Source organism: Paracoccus sp. Arc7-R13, from assembly GCF_004010775.1.
Taxonomy (GTDB): Bacteria; Pseudomonadota; Alphaproteobacteria; order Rhodobacterales; family Rhodobacteraceae; genus Paracoccus; species Paracoccus marcusii.
The window spans coordinates 865,288-885,276 of the sequence record NZ_CP034810.1; the positions used below are offsets into that span (position 1 = coordinate 865,288).

The 19,989-nt window shown below is 68.2% G+C and carries 19 protein-coding genes; 8 read left to right on the top strand and 11 right to left on the bottom strand.

The genetic code is table 11. From position 1 onward, the window contains the following. Positions 1-6 precede the first annotated feature (6 nt). Genes EOJ32_RS04300 through fmt form a run of 3 tightly spaced genes read left to right on the top strand, consistent with a single transcriptional unit; the run spans position 7 to position 3,859 of the window. Positions 7-1,515 (top strand): tripartite tricarboxylate transporter permease, encoded by a 1,509-nt coding sequence (locus EOJ32_RS04300; RefSeq protein ID WP_127897809.1) that lies wholly within the window; start codon positions 7-9, stop codon positions 1,513-1,515. Next, positions 1,512-2,912 (top strand): flagellar biosynthesis protein FlgA, encoded by a 1,401-nt coding sequence (locus EOJ32_RS04305; RefSeq protein WP_127897810.1) that lies wholly within the window; start codon positions 1,512-1,514, stop codon positions 2,910-2,912. Before EOJ32_RS04300 ends, EOJ32_RS04305 begins: the two co-directional genes overlap by 4 nt. 53 nt (positions 2,913-2,965) lie before the next feature. Beyond that, positions 2,966-3,859, top strand: coding sequence for a methionyl-tRNA formyltransferase (gene fmt, locus EOJ32_RS04310; protein ID WP_127897811.1), 894 nt, complete (start codon positions 2,966-2,968; stop codon positions 3,857-3,859). 102 nt (positions 3,860-3,961) lie between these two features. Here fmt and secA read toward each other — a convergent pair whose 3' ends face one another. Next, positions 3,962-6,673, bottom strand: coding sequence for a preprotein translocase subunit SecA (gene secA / locus EOJ32_RS04315; protein ID WP_127897812.1), 2,712 nt, complete (start codon positions 6,671-6,673; stop codon positions 3,962-3,964). 204 nt (positions 6,674-6,877) lie between these two features. Between secA and EOJ32_RS04320 the strand changes: the two genes are divergently transcribed. From EOJ32_RS04320 to EOJ32_RS20520, 4 genes are all read left to right on the top strand, one after another. Continuing rightward, complete coding sequence (locus tag EOJ32_RS04320; protein WP_045981740.1) at positions 6,878-7,714, top strand: peptidylprolyl isomerase; 837 nt, start codon at positions 6,878-6,880, stop codon at positions 7,712-7,714. Continuing rightward, entirely contained in the window at positions 7,714-8,958 is a 1,245-nt protein-coding gene (gene argJ / locus EOJ32_RS04325) for a bifunctional glutamate N-acetyltransferase/amino-acid acetyltransferase ArgJ (protein WP_045981739.1), read from the top strand. The genes EOJ32_RS04320 and argJ overlap by 1 nt, the downstream gene beginning before the upstream one ends. Further along, the gene (locus tag EOJ32_RS04330) at positions 8,955-9,353 is read left to right on the top strand and encodes a (deoxy)nucleoside triphosphate pyrophosphohydrolase (protein ID WP_127897813.1); all 399 of its coding nucleotides are present in this window, start codon (positions 8,955-8,957) and stop codon (positions 9,351-9,353) included. The genes argJ and EOJ32_RS04330 overlap by 4 nt, the downstream gene beginning before the upstream one ends. Before the next feature lie 121 nt (positions 9,354-9,474). After that, entirely contained in the window at positions 9,475-9,603 is a 129-nt protein-coding gene (locus tag EOJ32_RS20520; RefSeq protein WP_045981737.1) for a hypothetical protein, read from the top strand. Positions 9,604-9,765: 162 nt separating this feature from the next. Here EOJ32_RS20520 and infB read toward each other — a convergent pair whose 3' ends face one another. The 6 genes from infB to pip all read right to left on the bottom strand — a co-directional run bounded on the left by infB (position 9,766) and on the right by pip (position 16,821). After that, positions 9,766-12,321, bottom strand: a complete 2,556-nt coding sequence (infB, locus tag EOJ32_RS04335; protein ID WP_127897814.1) for a translation initiation factor IF-2 — start codon at positions 12,319-12,321, stop codon at positions 9,766-9,768. An 8-nt stretch (positions 12,322-12,329) separates the two neighbouring features. Further along, a complete protein-coding gene (locus EOJ32_RS04340) occupies positions 12,330-12,953 on the bottom strand; it encodes an RNA-binding protein (protein ID WP_045981736.1) in 624 nt (207 codons plus the stop codon). Between the two features lie 22 nt (positions 12,954-12,975). Beyond that, positions 12,976-14,601 (bottom strand): transcription termination factor NusA, encoded by a 1,626-nt coding sequence (gene nusA, locus EOJ32_RS04345; RefSeq protein WP_127897815.1) that lies wholly within the window; start codon positions 14,599-14,601, stop codon positions 12,976-12,978. A gap of 3 nt (positions 14,602-14,604) precedes the next feature. Further along, positions 14,605-15,237, bottom strand: coding sequence for a ribosome maturation factor RimP (gene rimP, locus EOJ32_RS04350; protein ID WP_045999958.1), 633 nt, complete (start codon positions 15,235-15,237; stop codon positions 14,605-14,607). A gap of 130 nt (positions 15,238-15,367) precedes the next feature. Continuing rightward, complete coding sequence (locus tag EOJ32_RS04355) at positions 15,368-15,832, bottom strand: TspO/MBR family protein (RefSeq protein ID WP_341872756.1); 465 nt, start codon at positions 15,830-15,832, stop codon at positions 15,368-15,370. Beyond that, entirely contained in the window at positions 15,829-16,821 is a 993-nt protein-coding gene (gene pip, locus EOJ32_RS04360; protein WP_127897816.1) for a prolyl aminopeptidase, read from the bottom strand. The genes EOJ32_RS04355 and pip overlap by 4 nt, the downstream gene beginning before the upstream one ends. A gap of 51 nt (positions 16,822-16,872) precedes the next feature. Here pip and ubiG point away from each other — a divergent pair, with 51 nt between their 5' ends. After that, positions 16,873-17,613 (top strand): bifunctional 2-polyprenyl-6-hydroxyphenol methylase/3-demethylubiquinol 3-O-methyltransferase UbiG, encoded by a 741-nt coding sequence (gene ubiG / locus EOJ32_RS04365; RefSeq protein WP_127897817.1) that lies wholly within the window; start codon positions 16,873-16,875, stop codon positions 17,611-17,613. A gap of 4 nt (positions 17,614-17,617) precedes the next feature. Here the strand turns inward: ubiG and EOJ32_RS04370 are convergent, their stop codons facing one another. Genes EOJ32_RS04370 through EOJ32_RS04385 form a run of 4 tightly spaced genes read right to left on the bottom strand, consistent with a single transcriptional unit; the run spans position 17,618 to position 19,980 of the window. After that, the gene (locus tag EOJ32_RS04370) at positions 17,618-18,106 is read right to left on the bottom strand and encodes a MarR family winged helix-turn-helix transcriptional regulator (RefSeq protein WP_045981366.1); all 489 of its coding nucleotides are present in this window, start codon (positions 18,104-18,106) and stop codon (positions 17,618-17,620) included. Continuing rightward, positions 18,081-18,950 (bottom strand): carbon-nitrogen hydrolase family protein, encoded by an 870-nt coding sequence (locus EOJ32_RS04375; protein ID WP_127899283.1) that lies wholly within the window; start codon positions 18,948-18,950, stop codon positions 18,081-18,083. Before EOJ32_RS04375 ends, EOJ32_RS04370 begins: the two co-directional genes overlap by 26 nt. A gap of 8 nt (positions 18,951-18,958) precedes the next feature. Beyond that, positions 18,959-19,216, bottom strand: coding sequence for a glutaredoxin 3 (gene grxC / locus EOJ32_RS04380; protein ID WP_127897818.1), 258 nt, complete (start codon positions 19,214-19,216; stop codon positions 18,959-18,961). Between the two features lie 29 nt (positions 19,217-19,245). Continuing rightward, positions 19,246-19,980 (bottom strand): ComF family protein, encoded by a 735-nt coding sequence (locus EOJ32_RS04385; protein WP_127897819.1) that lies wholly within the window; start codon positions 19,978-19,980, stop codon positions 19,246-19,248. Positions 19,981-19,989 lie beyond the last annotated feature (9 nt).

The window sequence follows — 19,989 nt, forward strand, 5'->3', positions numbered from 1 at the left end:
GCGACAATGGGCAATTTCGATCTGCTGATGCACGGGTTTTCCGTGGCCATCACCCCGATGCACCTGATGCTGATGGTCGCGGGCGTGCTGATGGGACTGGTCGTGGGGGTGCTGCCCGGGCTGGGGGCGCCCAACGGGGTGTCGCTGCTGATCCCGCTGACCTTCGCGCTGGACCCGACATCGGCCATCATCCTGCTGACATCGATGTATTGGGGGGCGCTGTTCGGCGGGTCCACCACGTCGATCCTGTTCAACATTCCGGGGGAACCGTCATCGGTCGCCACCACCTTCGACGGCTATCCGATGGCGCGCAACGGCCAATCGACGCGCGCGCTGACGCTGGCCTTCGTGTCGGCGGGGGTGGGCGCGCTGATGGGTATTCTGGTCATCACCCTGCTGGCGGGCTGGGCGTCGCAATTCGCGCTGCGCTTCGGTGCGCCAGAATATTTCGCGGTCTATTTCCTGGCCTTCGCGGCCTTCATCGGCATGGGCAGCGCCGCCCCGATGAAGACGCTGGTGTCGCTGACGACCGGCCTGATCCTGACATCCGTGGGCATGGACAGCGTGACCGGGTCCATCCGCCTGACCTACGGGTTCTCGGACCTGCTGGGCGGGATCAGCTTCCTGGTGGTGGTGATCGGCCTCTTCGGCATCGGAGAGCTGCTGGCCACCGTGCAGGAGGGGCTGCGGTTCCGCGGCGTGTCCTCCAGGATCGACCTGCGCGATGTTCTCAAGACCCTGGCCGAGCTGCCCAAGTACTGGGCCACGACCCTGCGGTCGGGCCTGATCGGCATCTGGATGGGCATCACGCCGGGGGGGCCGACGGCGGCCAGCTTCATGTCCTATGGCGTGGCGCGCCAGGCATCGCGCAAGGGCGCGGCCTTCGGGTCGGGACGCCCCGAGGGGATTGTCGCGCCGGAAACGGCGGATCACAGCGCGGGCACCTGCGCGATGCTGCCGATGCTGGCCCTGGGCGTGCCGTCATCGGCCACCGCGGCGGTGATGATGGGTGGGCTGATGATCTGGGGCCTGACGCCGGGGCCGATGCTGTTCGCGACCCAGCCCGATTTCGTCTGGGGCCTGATCGCCAGCATGTACGTGTCGAACCTGCTGGGCGTGATCCTGGTCCTGGCCACCGTGCCGATGTTCGCGGCGCTGCTGCGCATCCCCTTCACCATCATCGGGCCGATGATCGTCGCGATCTGCTTCGTCGGCGCCTACACGGTGTCCGGGGCGACGTTCGATCTGTGGCTGGTGCTGATCTTCGGTTTCGTGGGCTTCATGTTCACCAAGCTGGACTATCCGCTGGCGCCGATGATCCTTGCCATGGTCCTGGGCCACAAGGCCGAGAACGCGTTCCACCAGTCGATGCTGCTGTCGGACGGATCGCTTGGCATCTTCTTTGCCAACCCGTTGGTGACAGGGATCATGATCGTGGCGCTGGCGCTGCTGATCCTGCCCAAGACGCTTGGCCTGGCGCTCAGCCTGCGCCGCAACCGCAAGGTGGTCGCATGAACCTGATCGGTCATTTTGCCGCGCGCCACGGGCGCACCGTCCAGACCGCGATCATCGGGACCGGCGGGTTCGGGCGCAGCTTTCTGGCGCAGGCGCGCCATGTGGACGGGCTGGCCTGCCGGGTGGCGGTGGACCGCGATGCAGAGACGGCGGCGGCGGCGCTGGCATCTGTCGGCGTGGACCCCGCGCGGATCGCGGTCTGCGCCGATGCCGCCAGTGCGCGGGCGGCCTGGGAGGCCGGCGACTGCATCGCCGCGGGCGATCTGGCCGCTGTGGCCGCCCTTCCGCTGGACGTCGTGCTGGAGGCCACCGGCGACCCCGAGGCGGGTGCCCGTCATGCGGAGATGGCCATTGCAGCGGGACATCACGTCGTCATGGTCACCAAGGAGACCGACAGCGTCATCGGCCCGATCCTGTCGCGCATGGCCCGCGACCGGGGCGTGGTCGTGGCGCCGGTGGACGGTGATCAGCCCAGCCTGCTGATCGGGCTTGCGACCTGGGCGCAGGTCATCGGCCTGCGGATCGTCGCGGCGGGCAAGTCCAGCGAATACGATTTCGTCTTCGATCCCGATACGGGGCAGGTGATCAGCAATGGCACGGCTGTGGCCGCGCCGGGGCTGGCCGACTGGCTGGACCCGGCGGATCGGCCCTGGGCCGATGTGGCCGCGGGTCGGGCGCACGCCCTGCGCGCGCTGCCACAGCGCGCCGTGCCGGACCTGTGCGAGCTGACGCTGGTCGCCAATGCCCTGGGGCTGATGCCGGACCGTGCGGACCTGCACGCCCCCATCGCCCGCATCCCCGAGGTCGCGGACCTGATGACCGACCAGGGCGGTCTTCTGTCGGGGCAGGGGCGGCTGGACGTGTTCCACTGCCTGCGCTTGGCCGGCGAGGTCAGCTTCGCGGGCGGCGTCTTCGTCACCGTGGCCTGCGATGACGCCGCGACATGGGACATGCTGCGCGACAAGGGCCATGTCGTGTCCCGCGACGGGCGCACCGCGATGATCGGCCTGCCGCGCCACTTGCTGGGGCTGGAGGCCGCGACGACGGTGTTTGAGGCGGCGCTGCACGGCGTCTCCTCCGGCGCGCGCGCCCCGCGCCCGGTCGTGGATCTGACCGCCTTCGCCGATTCCGACCTGCCCGCCGGCACCGTCCTGCGGGCCGAGGGGCATCATCACAGCATCGCCCATGTCTCGGGCCGCATGGCGCCCGCGCGGGCGGTCGCGGACGATGTGCCGGTGCCGTACTACCTGGCCGCCGGGCGGGCGCTGCGCCGCGACGTGGCGGCAGGGCAACCGATCCTGTGTGGCGACGTGGCACTGGATGAAGGCTCGACGCTCCTGCGGCTGCGCCGGATGCAGGACGCCGTCACCGATTGGGGGCTTGCCTCCGGGGCTTGAAGCCCGTCCGCCACGCGGGCATTGAGGGCAGGCACCAACCGGAGGCCTGCCCGATGCGCGTGATCTTCATGGGAACGCCCGATTTCTCGGTCCCCGCCCTGCGGGCCATCGCCGCGCGCCACGATGTGGTGGCGGTCTATTCCCAACCGCCCCGCGCGGCCGGACGCGGGCAGAAGCCCCGCCCCTCTCCGGTGGCCTTGGCGGCGCAGGACCTGGGGATCCCGGTCCGCACCCCCGCCCGCCTGCGCGACCCCCAGGACCAGGCCGACTTCGCTGCGCTTGACGCGGATGTGGCGGTGGTCGTGGCCTATGGCCTGATCCTGCCGCAGCCGGTGCTGGATGCACCGCGCCTTGGCTGCTTGAACATTCATGCTTCAATCTTGCCGCGCTGGCGAGGGGCGGCGCCCATCCACCGCGCGATCCTGGCGGGGGATGCGGAAACCGGCGTCGCGATCATGCAGATGGAGGCGGGGCTGGACACCGGCCCGGTGCTGGCCCTGACCCGCACGCCCATCGCCGCGGACGACACCACGGCCAGCCTGCACGACCGACTGTCGGCGATGGGGGCAGACCTGATCTGCGACGTGCTGGACCGCCTGCCGCTGCCCGCCGTGCCTCAGGCGCAGGATGGCGTGACCTACGCCGCCAAGATCGACAAGACCGAGGCGCGTATCGACTGGACCCTGCCTGCCGAACAGGTGGACCGCCAGATCCGCGGTCTGTCACCCTTTCCGGGGGCGTGGTGCATGATCGGGGACGAACGCGTGAAGCTGCTGGTCAGCACAGTCGTCCCGGGACAGGGCGACCCCGGAACGGTACTGCCCGATTTCACCATCGTATGCGGCTCCGGGGCGGTGCGCATCACCTTGGCACAACGTGCGGGCAAGCGGCCGATGACCCCTGCCGACCTGCTGCGCGGTTGGGCGCTGCCCACCCGGTTGGGCTAGGGCCGCATCAGCGGCCCGTCGCGCCCGGACGCGGTGGGGGCTTGCCCCCACCCGGCGGGCGCGACCGCCATCGCGGGACGCAAACGGCGCCCCGCGTGATGTTCAGATCGCGCCGTGACAGTGCTTGAACTTCTTGCCCGATCCGCAGGGGCACGGATCGTTGCGCGCAGGCATCCCCCAGGTCGACGGATCGGCCTCGTCAAAGCCCGGGCGTGGCGCTGACGGAGCTTCGGGCGCGGCGGGCGCGGGCGCTGCCGCCTCCGGTTCTGCCGATGCCTCCTCCTGGACCTGCTGCTGCTGGCGGGCCATCTGGGCCGCCATCTCGTCGCGCTCGGCCTGCGTCAGGGGTCGGATCTGCGCCAGCCGCTGCGTCACGTCAAAGCGCAGGCCGTCCAGCAGCGTCCCGAACAGCTGGAAACCCTCGGTCTTGTACTCCGCCAACGGGTCGCGCTGCGCATAGCCGCGGAAGCCCACGACTGAACGCAGGTGATCCAGCGTCATCAGGTGCTCGCGCCATTTCTGGTCGATCTGCTGCAACAGGACCTGCTTCTCGATCTGCACCATGGTCTCGGGGCCGAAGGCCGCAGCCTTGTCCGCCATATAGGCGTCGCTGGCCTCGGTGATGCGTTTGCGCATCACGTCATGGTCCACGCCGTCCTCGGCCGCCCAATCCGCGACCGGCAGGTTCAGGTTCAGCCGCTCGCGGACCGATTTCTTCAGCCCCTCGGTGTCCCATTGCTCGGGATAGCTGCGGGGCGGCATGTGCTCGTCGATCAGGTCCTCGATCACCTGGTGCCGCATGTCGGCGGTGATCTCTCCGACCTCCTCGCTGTCCATGATCTCGCGGCGCTGGCCGAAGATCGCCTTGCGCTGGTCGTTCATCACGTCGTCGAACTTCAGCAGCTGCTTGCGGATGTCGAAGTTGCGACCCTCGACCTTGGCCTGTGCGCGTTCCAGCGACTTGTTCACCCAAGGGTGGATGATCGCCTCTCCCTCCTTCATGCCAAGCGTCGACAGGACCTTGTCCAGACGCTCGGAGCCGAAGATCCGCATCAGGTCGTCGTCCAGCGACAGGAAGAACAGCGACCGTCCGGGATCACCCTGGCGGCCCGAACGGCCGCGCAGCTGGTTGTCGATCCGCCGGCTTTCGTGGCGTTCGGTGCCCAGCACGAACAGCCCGCCCGCCGCCAGCACCTTGTCCTTCTCTCCGGCATGCTCGGCCTCGATCCGGGCGCGCAGCTCGTCGAGATGGGCGTCCGGATCGGCCTTCAGGGCCTCCATCACCTTCATCTCGACATTGCCGCCCAGCTGGATGTCGGTGCCGCGACCGGCCATGTTGGTGGCGATCGTCACCGCGCCCAGCTTGCCGGCATCGGCCACGATCTGCGCCTCGGCCTCGTGCTGGCGGGCGTTCAGGACGTTGTGGGGCACGCCGTCCTTCTTCAGCATCTCGGACAGCAGCTCGGACTTCTCGATGCTGGTGGTGCCGACCAGGATCGGCTGACCCTTGGCATGGGCCTCCTTGATCGCCTCGACGACGGCGGCGTTCTTCTCGGCCGCGGTGCGATACACGCGGTCATGGTCATCGATCCGCGCGATGCCGCGGTTGGTCGGAACCTCGACCACGCCCAGCTTGTAGATCTCGGCGAATTCCTCGGCCTCGGTCGATGCCGTGCCTGTCATGCCCGCCAGGCGCTGATACAGGCGGAAGTAGTTCTGGAAGGTGACCGAGGCGAGGGTCACGTTCTCGGGCTGGATCTCGACGCCTTCCTTGGCCTCGATCGCCTGGTGCAGGCCGTCCGACAGGCGGCGGCCCTTCATCATCCGTCCGGTGAACTCGTCGATCAGCATCACCTCGCCGTCGCGCACCATGTAATGCTGGTCCCTCAGGAACAGCTTGTGCGCGCGCAGGGCCTGGCTGGCATGGTGGACGATGGTGGTCGATTCCGGATCATAGAGGGTCTGCCCCTCGGGCAGGACGCCGTCGGCCTGCAGGCGCGTCTCCAGGAACTCGTTGCCGTCCTCGGTGAAGGTTGCGTTGCGGGACTTCTCGTCCAGCTTGTAATGCTCCTCGGTCAGCAGGGGCACATAGGCATCCAGGATGCGGTACAGCTCGGACCGGTCCTGGCTGGGGCCGCTGATGATCAGCGGCGTGCGTGCCTCGTCGATCAGGATGCTGTCGACCTCGTCGACGATGGCGAAGTTGTGACCGCGTTGGACCATCTCGGCCACGCTGCCCTTCATGTTGTCGCGCAGATAGTCGAAGCCCAGCTCGTTGTTGGTGGCATAGGTCACGTCGCAGGCATAGGCGTCGCGCTTTTCGCCCTCGGGCTGGAACGGCACGACCACGCCGCAGGACATGCCCAGCTGGGCATAGACCTTGGACATCCATTCGGCATCGCGTTTCGCCAGATAGTCGTTGACGGTGACGACATGGACGCCCTTGCCCGACAGCGCGTTCAGGTAGGCGGGAAAGGTGGCGACCAGGGTCTTGCCCTCGCCGGTCTTCATCTCGGCGATGTTTCCCTGATGCAGGAAGATCCCGCCCATCAGCTGCACGTCGAAGGCCCGCAGGCCAAGCGCGCGGCGCGCACCCTCGCGGCAGTTGGCGAACGCCTCGGGCAGGATGTCGTCCAGCGATTCGCCGCCCGCCACGCGGGCCTTGAATTCGGCGGTCTTGTCGACCAGCCCCTGATCGGACAATGCCTTGAAGCTGTCCTCAAGGGCGTTGATGCGGGCGACCAGCGCGCGCGTGCCCTTGACCTTGCGGTCATTGGGCGTGCCAAAGACCATCTTCGCCAGATTACCGATCATGTTACCTTCGCCATCACGTTGTCGGGAAGGGACGTCACCTGCGGCCCACTTGCCCGCGCCGGTCGCATTGCCGTATCAGGGGCGTTGAACGAACGCGGCGGCGGCGCCTTCCACGGAGTTGGTTTGGATGTAGGCGCAGCCCACCTGACTGTCAATGTTGGCCCGGCCCCCGCGGGGGTGCGCGCCGTGAAAGGACCCATCCCCATGACCCGATCGACTTTGCTGGCCGCAGCCGTGCTTGCCGCCCTTTCCGCCCCCGCCCTGGCGCAGGACGCCGATGCCGACCAGGTGGTCGCCACCGTGAACGGCCAGGAGATCACCCTGGGCCAGATGATCGTCATGAAGCAGTCGATCCAGGACCCGGCCATGGCCGAGATGCCCGACCAGGCGCTGTGGGACGTGATGCTGGACCAGCTGATCCGCCAGACCGCCGTGGCCGAATCCGCCGAGGACACCGCCGGCGTGCGCGCCCAGCTGGAGCTGCAGCGCCGCAACACCCTGGCCTCGGCCGCGGTCAGCCAGATCGCCCAGGCCGAGCCCACCGAGGAGGAGCTGCAGGCCAGCTATGACCGCCTGTTCGCCGATGCGGGCAGCGTGACGGAATACAACGCCGCCCATATCCTGGTCGACAGCCAGGAGAAGGCCGCCGAACTGAAGGCCGAGGTCGATGGCGGCGCCGATTTCGGCACCGTGGCCGAGGCGAACTCGACCGGGCCGTCGGGTCCGAACAAAGGCGACCTGGGCTGGTTCGCCGCCGACCAGATGGTGCCGCCCTTTGCCGAGGCCGTCGCCGCGCTGGAGCCGGGCCAGGTCAGCGACCCGGTCGAGACCGAATTCGGCTGGCACGTCATCAAGCTGAACGAGACCCGCCTGCGCGAGGCGCCCCCGCTGGCCGAGGTCCGTGACCAGATCAGCCAGATGGTCCTGCGCGAGAAGGTCGAGGCCCAGATCCAAAGCCTGGTGACCGCCGCCGACGTCAAGAAGACCGAAGGCCTGGACCCCGCCCAGCTGAACGCCACCGACCTGCTGGAGGCCGAGTGATGGGAAAGGCGGGTCTGCCCATCTCTCCTCTGGCACCTGCGCGGTTTCCTGACCTGCCAGTGATCGCGGGCGTCGATTTCGCCAGCGCCGCCGCCGGGATCAAGTACCAAGGCCGCAGCGACGTCACGCTGATCCGCATCGCGCCGGGCAGCACGGTGGCCGGGGCCTTTACCCGGTCGTCCACACGCGCCGCGTGCATCCTGGACAACCAGGCCAAGCTGGCGCAGGGGGGCGATGCGCCCGACGGCGCGGCGATCCTGATCAATTCCGGCAACGCCAATGCCTTCACCGGCGCGCGCGGCCAGCAGTCGGTTGATGCCGTCTGCGCGGCCGTGGCGGGTGCGCTTGACCTGCCGCAGGGGCGGGTCTTCACCTCGTCGACCGGCGTGATCGGAGAGCCGCTGCCGCACGAGCGGATCGTGGCTATCGTGGGCGATCTGGCACGTGATCTGGATGCGGGCGGGGTCGCCGATGCGGCGCGTGCGATCATGACCACCGACACCTTTCCCAAGGGCGCGTCCGCGATCCTGGCGGACGGCACCCGCATCGCGGGCATCGCCAAGGGTTCTGGGATGATCGCGCCCGACATGGCGACGATGCTGGTCTATCTGTTCACCGATGCCACGGTGCCTGCAGCCGTGCTGCAGCAGGCACTGTCCTCCGGGCTGGACGCGACCTTCAACGCGATCACCGTGGACAGCGACACGTCCACGTCCGACGCGCTGATCCTGGCCGCGACGGGGCAGGGGGCGGGCGCGCCCATCACCGATCTGGACAGCGATGCGGGGCGCGACTTCGTGACCGCGCTGCACGGCGTCATGCGCGATCTGGCCCATCAGGTCGTCCGCGACGGCGAGGGCGCCACCAAGTTCGTCGAGATCGCCGTGACGGGCGCCGCGGATGCGGCCGACGCGCATCGCGTGGCCATGGCCATCGCCAATTCGCCGCTGGTCAAGACCGCCATCGCCGGACAGGACGCCAACTGGGGCCGCATCGTGGCCGCGGTGGGCAAGTCGGGCGCGCGCGCCGACCGTGACCGCCTGCGCATCGCGTTCGGGGACATGGTCGTGGCCCGCGACGGCTGGCGCGATCCCGACTATGACGAAGCCGCCGCCAGCGCCTACATGCGCAACCAGGACCTGCGGATCGCCGTCGATCTGGGCCTGGGTGACGCGGCGCGGACGGTCTGGACCTGCGATCTGACGCACGGCTATATCGACATCAACGCGGATTACCGGTCGTGAAGACCGTCCTGGTGTCCGCGGTGGCGCTGATCGATCCCGACGGGCGTGTGCTTCTGGCACAGCGCCCGCCGGGCAAGTCCATGGCGGGCCTGTGGGAATTCCCCGGCGGCAAGGTCGAACCCGGAGAGACCCCCGAGGCCGCCCTGATCCGCGAGCTGGAGGAGGAGCTGGGCATCCAGACCTGGAACAGCTGCCTGGCACCGCTGACCTTTGCCAGCCACGCCTATGACACGTTCCACCTGCTGATGCCGCTGTTCGCCTGCCGCCGCTGGCAGGGAATCGTCCAGCCGCGCGAAGGGCAGCAGCTGGCTTGGGTCCGGGCACGCGATTTGCGCGATTACCCTATGCCTGCGGCAGACATTCCCCTCATCCCGGCCCTGCAGATGTGGCTATAGTGTCGCAAATTTGAGTGATCCGATTGCATTGTTGCTGAAAAAAGTCGTAGATGATCAAGTTGCGAACGATTTTTTAACCATTTCATGACTAACTTTGTTTAGGGCACAGAGGAGGCTTGACATGATTCGCACTATTTCCGTCGGCAGCTACATCTCGATCCAGGGTCTATTCGAAGGCTCGACCGCGGATGGGAACATCCTGGTCCGCGTCGGCAACCGCACTTTCGAGGGCAAGCCGGTCGGCCACTGACCGTTCCGGCGCACGGGGGAGCGTGGCGCCAAGGGAACCGCATGAACACCAGGGGGGTGATCCGAAAGGGTCACCCCCTTTTCCGTTCCATCCTGCCGGACCCCGGAACGCAAAAAGCCGGGCGATCGTATCGCCCGGCTTTCGCATGTCGCAGACGGTCGCTTACAGCGAGCGTTCGACCTCTTCGCGTTCAAAGATCTCAATGACATCGCCAGGGCGGATGTCGTCATAGTTCTCGAAGGCCATGCCGCATTCCTGACCGGACTGCACTTCCTTGACCTCGTCCTTGAAGCGCTTGAGCGTCTTCAGCGTGCCTTCGTGGATCACCACGTTGTCGCGCAGCAGGCGCACGCCGGCCGAACGACGGGCCACGCCCTCGGTCACCAGACAGCCGGCGACGTTGCCGACACCCGTGACGCGGAACACTTCCTTGATGGTCGCGTAACCGATGAAGTTCTCGCGAATCTCGTTGGACAGCATGCCCGAAGCGGCGGCCTTGATGTCGTCCAGCAGGTTGTAGATGATCGAGTAGTAGCGGATCTCGACACCCTTCTGGTTCGCGGCGTTGCGGGCCGGAGCGTTGGCCCGGACGTTGAAGCCGATGACCGGAGCGCCCGACGCCTCGGCCAGGCCGATGTCGGATTCGGTGATCGCACCCACGCCGTAATGCAGCACGCGGACGCGGACCTCGTCGTTGCCGACCTTTTCCAGGGCCTGCACGATGGCCTCGGCCGAACCCTGCACGTCGGCCTTGAGGACGACCGCCAGTTCGGACACGTTCACGTCCGCCTTGGCCTTGGCCATCATCTGCTCCAGCGTGGTCGCGGCACCGGCTGCGGCGCGCTTGTCCTTGGTCTGCTGGGCGCGGAACTCGGCGATCTCGCGGGCCTGGGCCTCGGTCTCGACCACGTTCAGCACGTCTCCGGCCTCGGGCGTGCCATTCAGGCCCAGAACCTCGACCGGGACGGACGGGCCGGCTTCCTCGACGCGGTCGCCCTTGTCGTTGATCAGGGCGCGGACCTTACCCCACTGCTCGCCCACAACGAAGATGTCGCCGCGGCGCAGGGTGCCGTGCTGCACCAGGACGGTGGCCACAGGGCCGCGTCCGACATCCAGCTGCGCCTCGATGACCGCGCCCTGTGCGGCACGGTTCGGGTTGGCGCGCAGCTCCAGCAGTTCGGCCTGAAGCGCGATGGCCTCCAGCAGGTTGTCCAGGCCCAGGCCGGTCTTGGCCGAGACCTCGACATCCTGCACGTCGCCCGACATGGCCTCGACGACCACCTCGTGCTGCAGCAGGTCGGTGCGGACCTTCTGCGGGTCGGCCTCGTGCTTGTCGATCTTGTTGATCGCCACGATCATCGGCACGTTGGCGGCCTTGGCGTGGTTGATGGCCTCGACGGTCTGGGGCATCACGGCATCATCCGCCGCGACCACCAGCACCACGATATCCGTGACGTTCGCGCCCCGGGCACGCATCGACGTGAAGGCCGCGTGGCCCGGCGTGTCCAGGAAGGACAGGACGGCGCCACTGTCGGTCGTCACCTGATAGGCGCCGATATGCTGCGTGATGCCGCCGGCTTCGCCCGAAACGACGGAGGCCTTGCGGATCGCGTCCAGCAGCGAGGTCTTGCCGTGGTCGACATGACCCATGATCGTGATGATCGGCGGGCGAGGCCGCATGTCCTCGTCACGATCGACCGTCGGGGCAATGACCTGCTCCACATCGCTGTCGCTGACGCGCAGGACCTTGTGGCCGAATTCCTCGATCACCAGCTCGGCTGTATCGGCGTCGATGGGCTGGTTGGCGGTGACCATCATGCCCATCTTCATCAGCGCCTTCACCACGTCGGCGGCGCGTTCGGTCATGCGGTTGGCCAGCTCCTGGACCACGATGGTCTCGGGCAGGCGGACTTCGCGGAACTGCTTTTCGGGACGGGCGGATTGGCCCATCGCCTTCTGGCGGGTGCGTTCCTGCTTGCGCTTCATCGCGGCCATGCTGCGCTGGCGGCCGCCTTCGCCGTTCAGCGCCTGGTTCAGCGACAGCTTGCCGCCGCGACGGTTGTCGTCGGTGGTCTTGGCCTTGGCGGTCTTGTCGCGGTCCGTGCGCTCGACGCGGTCGGTCTTGCGGGCCACGCCGGTCGTGACGCCCTTGGTCTCGGCGCGCGAGGCGGCAGCCTCGATCGCGGCCTGATCGGGGGCGGCGGGCTTGGTCGCACCGGCCGAAGGCTTGGGACGCTCTTGGCGCGGCTCTGCCTTGCGGCGGGCCTCGTCGGCGGCATCCTGCGCGGCTTGGGCCTCCGCCAGGGCTTTGGCCTTGAGGGCCTCCTCGCGCTCGCGCTCCTCGCGGGCCTTGGCCTCGATCTCGGCGCGGCGGCGCTCGCGCTCCTCCTCGCGGGCCTTCTCATCGGCCAGGCGCTTGGCGGCGTCATCGGCCTCGCGTGCCTTGGCGGCGGCAAGGGCCTTCAGGCGGCGCTCCATCTCGGCATCGGAGATGCCTGCGGGGCGCTTGGAGCTGTCGCCGGCCACGCGGGCGGTCAGCGGGTTCTTTTCTTTCTGCGCATCCGTCATCGGCGCGGCTGCCTTGGGCACCACGACGCGCTTGCGCTTGGTTTCGACGACGACGCTTTTGGTGCGACCGTGGCTGAAGCTTTGCTTGACTGCGCCGGGGCGATTACCGCCACCAAGGCCCAAGGGGGTTTTTCCGTCTTTGTCGCTCATCTGCGTCTTCATTCCTTCCCGACAGCCGTATTGCCGTCGTCATGCCCGCGCAGACCCGTTAGTCTGCCGGCTTCCAAGATCACCTTGTCCGTCAGGCCACCCTTCGCAAGCGCGCCGTGTATGACATGACTGCGCCCAAAGGACAAACCCAATTCTGATGCGGTCAGGCAGCCGAACCAGCGTCCGCCGGTGGGCGTCCACAGCTTGCCCTTGCCGCGGTCCGACCCGTCGCTGGCCTGAAGCAGCACCTTGGCGCGACCTTCGGCCAGCCAGCCCTTGACCTTTTCGAACCCCGCCACCGCGCGGCCCGATTTCCGCGTCAGCGACACCAGTTCGACCAGCCGGCGGGCTATGCCTGCCTCGACCAGATCGGCCAGATCGGGGGCCGCCTGAACCGGAGCCTTGGCGGCACGAGAGAACAATCCCTTGGTCACCGCCTTGTTCAGGGCCGCCTTGTCGGCGGCGACCCAGATGCCGCGACCGGGCAGCTTTTCCGCCAGGTCGGGCACGACCTGCCCGTCGGGGCCGATCACGAAACGGATCAGGCCCCGCTTGGGTTGCACCTCGCCGGTGGCGATGCACCGGCGTTCCGGGTCGTCGTCCCGGTCCTTGTCATGTCCACCACGGCTCAATCTGTGCTCCGATCCGGGGCGATCAGGCCCCGGCCTCCTCGTTGTCGTCATCGTCCCGCAGGTCGTCTTCCGCATCCGTGTCGTCCAGCTCGGTCGGATCGACCCAGCCCAGCATCACGCGCGCGGTCATGACCATGGTCTGCGCATCTTCCAGCGTCACGCCATAGGGTTCCAGCAGGCCTTCGTCCTTGACGCGGGCACCGTTGACGGTGGTCCAGCCACCGGCCAGCTCCCAGTCGGCGCAGGTCGCGAAATCTTCCAGCGTCTTGACGTCGTCCTTGGCCAGCGCCTCTACCATCTGGGGTGTCAGACCCTCGAATTCAATGAGGCTGTCCTCGGCGCCCAGGGCACGCGCGGCGTCCAGGGCGGCCTTGTTCTTGGCCTCCAGCACGTCGCGGGCGCGGGCCTGCAGCTCGGCTGCGGTGCCTTCGTCGACCCCGTCGATCGTCAGCAGCTCGTCCTGGTCGACATAGGCGACCTCCTCCAGGTTGGTGAACCCTTCGGCCACCAGCAGCTGGGCGAAGAACTCGTCCAGGTCCAGCTGCTCCATGAACAGCGCGGTCCGGGTGTTGAACTCTGCCTGACGACGCTTGGATTCCTCCTCGTCGGTCAGGATGTCGATATCCAGGCCGGTCAGCTGGCTGGCCAGGCGCACGTTCTGGCCGCGACGGCCGATGGCCAGCGACAGCTGCTCGTCGGGGACGACGACCTCGATCTTGTTGGCCTCCTCGTCGAAGACGACCTTGCTGACCTCGGCGGGCTGCAGCGCGTTGACCAGGAAGGTCGCCTGGTCCTCGTTCCACGGGATGATGTCGATCTTTTCGCCCTGCAGTTCGCCGACGACGGCCTGCACGCGGCTGCCGCGCATGCCGACGCAGGCGCCGACCGGGTCGATGCTGCCGTCATGGCTGATCACGGCGATCTTGGCGCGCGAGCCGGGGTCGCGGGCGACTGCCTTGATCTCGATCACGCCGTCATAGATCTCGGGGACTTCCATCTTGAACAGTTCGGCCATGAACTGCGGGTCGGTGCGCGACAGGAAGATCTGCGGCCCGCGCGTCTCGCGGCGCACGTCCTTGATATAGGCGCGGATGCGGTCGTTCGGACGATAGCTTTCGCGGCCGATCTTCTCGTTGCGGCGCAGGATCGCCTCTCCGCGGCCGACGTCGACGATGATGTTGCCGTATTCCTCGCGCTTGACGACACCGTTGATGATGCTGCCGGCGCGATCCTTGAATTCCTCGTACTGGCGGTCGCGCTCGGCCTCGCGGACGCGCTGCAGGATCACCTGCTTGGCGGATTGCGCGGCGATGCGGCCCAGTTCGACCGGGGGGACCTGGTCGATGATCTCGTCGCCGATCTGGGGGTTGTCCAAATATGGCTTGGCCTGCTCGACCGTCAGTTCGGCCTGATAGTTCTCGACGGCATCGTCGGCCACGACCGTGCGCACGCGCGTGAAGGTCGCGTTGCCGGTCCGGCGGTCGATCTTGACGCGGATGTCCATCTCCGCGCCGTAGCGGGACTTGGCGGCGCGGGCCAGGCTGTCTTCCATCGCTTCGATGACCAGCTCGGGCTCGATCATCTTCTCGCGGGCGACGGCTTCGGCCGTCTGCAGCAGTTCAAGCTGGTTGGCAGAGGTGATGGCCATCACTCACTCCTTGGGTTGCACGGCGGTCGCGCCGTCATCATCGGTTTCGATCTCGTCGAAGGCGGTTTCGTCCAGGTTGTCGATCTCGACCCCGGCTTCCTTCTTCTGACGCAGCATTTCCTTGATCAGCTCGTCCGTCAGGACCAGCTTGGCATCCGACAGCAGGTCGAAGTCCAGCCCGATCGTGTGGGTCTGGCCCTTGTCCTCGATGTTGATCAGCACCTCGGTGCCCTCGACGCCCGCCAGGACACCCTTGAACTTCTTGCGCCCGTCGATCGCCTGGTTCAGGTCCAGCCGCGCCTCATAGCCCTCGAATGTCCCAAAGTCCTTCAGGCGGGTCAGGGGACGGTCGATGCCGGGGCTGGACACCTCGAGGTGATAGTTGTCCTCGATCGGGTCCTCGACATCCAGCGTGGCGCTGACCGCGGTCGAGATCTGGGCGCAGTCGTCCACGTTGATGCCGCCCTCGGGGCGGTCGGCCATGATCTGCAGCGTGGCGGTCTTGCCGCCCTGCAGGCGGACGCGCACCAGCTCGTATCCCAGATCCTCGATCACCGGGGTGATGATCTCGGCCAGGCGGCGGTCGATCGCGGTCTTGGCGATCAGGTCGTTCGTGACGGGCAGATCGTCGGACATCAGATCCTCTTGGACAGGAAAAAGGGGCCGTCAGCGGGCCCCATGCGGAAGTTCCGGTGGGCAGGGTTTGGACGCCTGCACCGCTGTTGATCGGTCCTATAGCCAAAGGCGGGCCCGAATGCAAGCGATCTTAAGCGGCGGGTCGCGGCACGGCGGGGTTGTCGCGCCAGATGCGCCAGTTCAGTCCCGACGCGACGCCCAGCCAGGCTAGATAGGGCAGCAGCATCGCCCCCGCGATCCGGTCCAGCGACCAGAAGGTCACCGTCATGGCCGCGACCGTCACCAGCAAAGTGGCGATGATCGCCATGCCCAGGGCCATCCGCCGCGCCCCGAAGAAGACCGGCGTCCACAGCGTGTTCAGTGCGATCTGCGCCGCCCACAGGGCCAGCGCGGCCCCCGCGCCGGGCAGGCCCGCCACCCGTGTCGCGGCCGCGGCCGACAGCAGGTAGATCAATGTCCAGGCCACGGGAAAGGCCCATTTCGGCGGGGTGAAGCCGGGCTTGCGCAGCCCGTCATACCACGCACCGGGCTTGAAGATGACGCCGGTCGCGGCGGCGGCGACGCTGGCCAGCAGGAAGACCGGGAACAGGATCAACGGGGCGCCCTCCGGCTGCGGTCTTCGTCGCGGATGCCGTCCATGACGGCGGCCAACTCTGCGGTGATGCGGGGTTCGGAGAGGGCGTGGCCCGATGCCGGGACCAGGCGCAGTTCGGCCCGGCCCCACCCCTGGGCCAGCCGGTGCGCGCTGACGGGCGGGCAGACCATGTCATAGCGGCCTTGGACGATGATCGCGGGCAGGTGTTCGATCCGCCCGCGGTCGCGCAGCAACTGCCCCTCGTCCAGGAAGCAGCCGTTGCTGAAATAGTGATTCTCCAGCCGGGCAAAGGCGCGGGCGTAATCGGCGGGGGCATGGCCTGCGGCCTGCGACTGCAGCCCCGCCAGCGCGTTTTCCCACATCAGCCAGGGCTGCGCGAATCGCGCCTGACGGCCCAGATCGTCGTCGAACAGCCGCCGGTGATAGGCGCCGATCATGTCCTGGCGTTCGGATGGGGGGATCGGCTCCTGAAAGCGCTCCCACAGGTCGGGAAAGAACCGCGCGGCGCCCCCGCCATAGAACCAGTCCAGTTCGGACCGCATCCCCAGGAACACCCCGCGCAGCACCAGCCCGGTGACATGATCCGGATGCGCCTGCGCATAGGCCAGGGCCAGCGTCGCCCCCCAGCTGCCGCCGAACAGCAGCCAGCGGTCGATGCCAAGGCGCGCGCGGATCAGGGCGATGTCGTCGATCAGATGCGCGGTGGTGTTGGCCCGCACCGACGCGGTGGGCCGCGACCGCCCGCAGCCGCGCTGATCGAACAGCACCACGCGGTAATGCGCCGGGTCGAAAAAGCGCCGCATATAGGGGCTGCACCCGCCGCCCGGCCCGCCATGCAGCACCAGAACGGGCCGGCCCTGCGGGTTGCCGCATTCCTCGGCGTACAGGATGTGGCCGTCGCCCACGTCGATCTCGTGGCGGGCAAAGGGTTCGACCGCCGGGTGAAGGCGGCCATGTGACGCGGAGATTTGTCCTGCCAATCGGTCCATCCTGCCACTATAAGCACAGACAACGCCGCCCGCCAGAAGGACCGCCCCCCAATGACCACGCCCAGCAGCATCGACCAGGCCGAGATCGCGAAATTCGAGGCGATGGCCGCCGAATGGTGGGACCCCAACGGCAAGTTCCGCCCCCTGCACCTGATGAATCCGCTGCGGCTGGACCATATCCGCGACCAGATCGCGGCCGAATACGGGCGCGACCGGCGCAGCCTGCGGCCCTTCGCGGGGCTGCGGGTCCTGGATATCGGCTGCGGCGGCGGACTGGCCAGCGAACCGATGGCGCGCTTGGGCGCGGATGTGGTGGGTGCGGATGCGACGCAGGTGAACATCGCCGTGGCCCAGACCCATGCCGACCAGCAGGGGCTGGCGATCGTTTACCGCGCCACCACGGCCGAGGCGCTGGTCGCGGCGGGCGAACGCTTTGACGCGGTCCTGGCGCTGGAGATCGTCGAACATGTCGCCGACCCCGCAGCCTTCGTCGCGACCTGCCACGACCTGCTGCGCCCCGGCGGGCTGCTGATCCTGTCGACGCTGAACCGGACCGCGCGCAGCTTCGGCGCGGCGATCATCGGGGCGGAATGGATCATGCGCTGGCTGCCGCGCGGCACGCATGACTGGGCGCGCTTCATCACCCCGGACGAACTGGCCGCCCATGCGCAGGCGGCGGGGCTGATGGTCGCGGACCGCAAGGGGATGGTGTTCAACCCGATCACCTTCGGCTGGTCGATGTCGGATCGCGACCTGGCGGTGAACTATATCATGACGGCGCGTCGGGCCTGAGGCCTCAGGGCTTGGGCGGGTCGGCCTCCAGCCGCAGGCGCAGCTCGCGCAGGACGGGCAGTGCGCCGCGCACCCGGTCCGCGCCGATGTCGCGCACCACGCCCGCGATCAGCGGCATGAAGCCCGCGATGGCCTGATCGCGCGCCGCCCGGCCCGCCGTGCTGATCGACACGAACTTGCGCCGTGCATCGTCCCAATCGGGGCGGATGTGCACATGGCCCGCCCATTCCAGCCGCGCCAGCGTGTTGGTCATCGCGCCCCGCGTGATGTGGAACGCCGCCGCCAGCTGGGCGGGGGTGCGTTCCTCGTTCACGTGGGCCAGAAGGTTCAGCACCGAAAAGTGCGAAATCTGCATCCCCTTGGGCAGCGCCTTGCCGATCAGGTTGCGCGACAGCTGGTCGGCGATCAGCACCTCGGCGAACAGGCTTGCGGCCAGCCGGTCGGTGGACCGGGCCTCGGCGGCTTTGTCAGGGTTGGGCGCAGGTGTCGTCATGGCCTTCCGGGGCCGCAAAGGGCCTGTCGTGATACAGCGAGGGAATGCGAGACCGTGCCTCATCCACCGCCGAAAGGTCAAGGGATACAATGGTGATGCCGGGATCGTCCCCGCCATCGGCCAGCACCCGGCCCCAGGGGTCGACGACCAGCGAATGGCCGTGGCTGCGCCGGGCGGGGCGGTCCGGGCTGTGGGGCGCGGGGTGGGTGCCGCATTGCGCGGGCGCCAGCACAAAGCACCCGGTCTCGATCGCGCGGGCGCGCAGCAGCGGCTCCCAATGGGCGGCCCCCGTGACCGGGTTGAAGGCCGACGGCACCGTCAGGATGCGCGCGCCCGCCTGCGCCAGCGACCGGTACAGGTGCGGAAAGCGCAGGTCATAGCAGACCGTCATGCCCAGCACCGTCCCGGCCGCGGGGGCCGTGACCGCCCGGTCGCCGGGGCGATAGGCGGCGCTTTCACAATAGGATTCGGTGTCGCTGATGGTCACGTCGAACATGTGCAGCTTGTCATAGCGCGCCGCGACCGTCCCGTCGGGGGCGATCAGCAGGCTGCGGTTCGCGAAGCGCCCGTCCGCGTCGCCGCTGGCCAGGGCCAGCGATCCGACCAGCAGCCAAATGTCCAACGCCCGCGCCTCGGCCCGCAGGGCGGCCAGGGTCGCGTCCTGATCCTCGGGGCGCAGCAGGGTGGCCTGACGCGCGCGGTCGGGGGACAGCAGGTTCGTCGCCTCGGGCGTCAGGACCAGCCGCGCGCCCCGGCCCGCGGCCTTGCGGATCAAGGCGATCGTGGGGCCAAGATTCGCGGCCGGGTCGTCGCCGACCGTCAGCTGGATCAGCCCGACGGTCAGCGCGCCCATCAGGCGGCGCCCTTGAGCAGCGGGTCCAGCTCGCCCGACCGCTCCAGCGCATAGAGGTCGTCGCAGCCGCCGACATGCGTGGTGCCCACGAAGATCTGCGGCACGCTGCGCTTGCCCGCGCGCTTCGTCATCTTGTCGCGAAGCGCCGGGTCGGCGCCGACGTCGATTTCCGTATAGGACGCGCCCTTCTGGTCCAGAAGCTGCTTGGCGCGGATGCAGAAGGGGCAGGTGCGGGTGGTATAGATCTCGATGCTCATGGCGGTCCTTTTTGGTGGCTGCCCCCTATCTAGTGATCCTTGACCGCGCGTGCCAGCACCGCCACCGAAACCGGTCCCGATCCCGCCGCCAGCAGCGCCAGTGCCGCCGCGTGGATCGTGGCCCCCGACGCCATCACGTCGTCGATCAGCATCACCGGCCGCCCCGCCACGCCTGCCGCGCGACGCGGATGCACGGCCAGGGCGTCCTGCTGGTTGGCATAGCGGTCGGCCACGCCGCGATGGTCCTGCGCCTGCGTGTGGCGCACGCGCACCAGCAGGTCGGCCTGGTGATCCAGCCCCAGGGTGCGCGCCACCCGGCCCGACACCTGCGCGGATTGGTTGTACTTGCGTTTTGCCAGGCGGCGCAGGTGCAGGGGCACCGGGGCCACGATCATGCCGGGCATCGCCAATGGTGCCGCCGCCCGCGCCAGCCACGCGGCCATGGGCGGGGCCAGGTCCAGTCGGTCGCCATGCTTCAGCGCCAGGATCAGCCTGCGCGCGGTGCCGCCATAGACCATCGCCGCGCGCCCCCGCGTCCAGGGCCGCACCGCGCCCAGGCAGTCGTCGCAGACCAGCACCATGTCAGTGCCCGACCCGTCATCGGGCAGCGGCGCCCCGCAGCAATCGCAGCAGGCGCCGGTGATGAAAGCGGCCTCGGGCCAGCAGTCGGCGCACAGATGCACGGCCCCCGCGCCCCCGTCGGCCACCCCCGCGCCGCAGGACAGGCATTGGGGCGGATAGAACAGCCGCAGCGCGGCTTTCATCGCCCCCGA

Excerpts from the sequence above, each read along its gene's own strand:
- EOJ32_RS04300 (WP_127897809.1), top strand. The coding sequence starts at position 7 with ATGGGCAATTTCGATCTGCTGATGCACGGGTTTTCCGTGGCCATCACC.
- EOJ32_RS04305 (WP_127897810.1), top strand. The coding sequence starts at position 1,512 with ATGAACCTGATCGGTCATTTTGCCGCGCGCCACGGGCGCACCGTCCAG.
- fmt (WP_127897811.1), top strand. The coding sequence starts at position 2,966 with ATGCGCGTGATCTTCATGGGAACGCCCGATTTCTCGGTCCCCGCCCTG.
- secA (WP_127897812.1), bottom strand. The coding sequence starts at position 6,673 with ATGATCGGTAATCTGGCGAAGATGGTCTTTGGCACGCCCAATGACCGC.
- EOJ32_RS04320 (WP_045981740.1), top strand. The coding sequence starts at position 6,878 with ATGACCCGATCGACTTTGCTGGCCGCAGCCGTGCTTGCCGCCCTTTCC.
- argJ (WP_045981739.1), top strand. The coding sequence starts at position 7,714 with ATGGGAAAGGCGGGTCTGCCCATCTCTCCTCTGGCACCTGCGCGGTTT.
- EOJ32_RS20520 (WP_045981737.1), top strand. The coding sequence starts at position 9,475 with ATGATTCGCACTATTTCCGTCGGCAGCTACATCTCGATCCAGGGTCTA.
- infB (WP_127897814.1), bottom strand. The coding sequence starts at position 12,321 with ATGAGCGACAAAGACGGAAAAACCCCCTTGGGCCTTGGTGGCGGTAAT.
- nusA (WP_127897815.1), bottom strand. The coding sequence starts at position 14,601 with ATGGCCATCACCTCTGCCAACCAGCTTGAACTGCTGCAGACGGCCGAA.
- rimP (WP_045999958.1), bottom strand. The coding sequence starts at position 15,237 with ATGTCCGACGATCTGCCCGTCACGAACGACCTGATCGCCAAGACCGCG.
- pip (WP_127897816.1), bottom strand. The coding sequence starts at position 16,821 with ATGGACCGATTGGCAGGACAAATCTCCGCGTCACATGGCCGCCTTCAC.
- ubiG (WP_127897817.1), top strand. The coding sequence starts at position 16,873 with ATGACCACGCCCAGCAGCATCGACCAGGCCGAGATCGCGAAATTCGAG.
- EOJ32_RS04370 (WP_045981366.1), bottom strand. The coding sequence starts at position 18,106 with ATGACGACACCTGCGCCCAACCCTGACAAAGCCGCCGAGGCCCGGTCC.
- grxC (WP_127897818.1), bottom strand. The coding sequence starts at position 19,216 with ATGAGCATCGAGATCTATACCACCCGCACCTGCCCCTTCTGCATCCGC.
- EOJ32_RS04385 (WP_127897819.1), bottom strand. The coding sequence starts at position 19,980 with ATGAAAGCCGCGCTGCGGCTGTTCTATCCGCCCCAATGCCTGTCCTGC.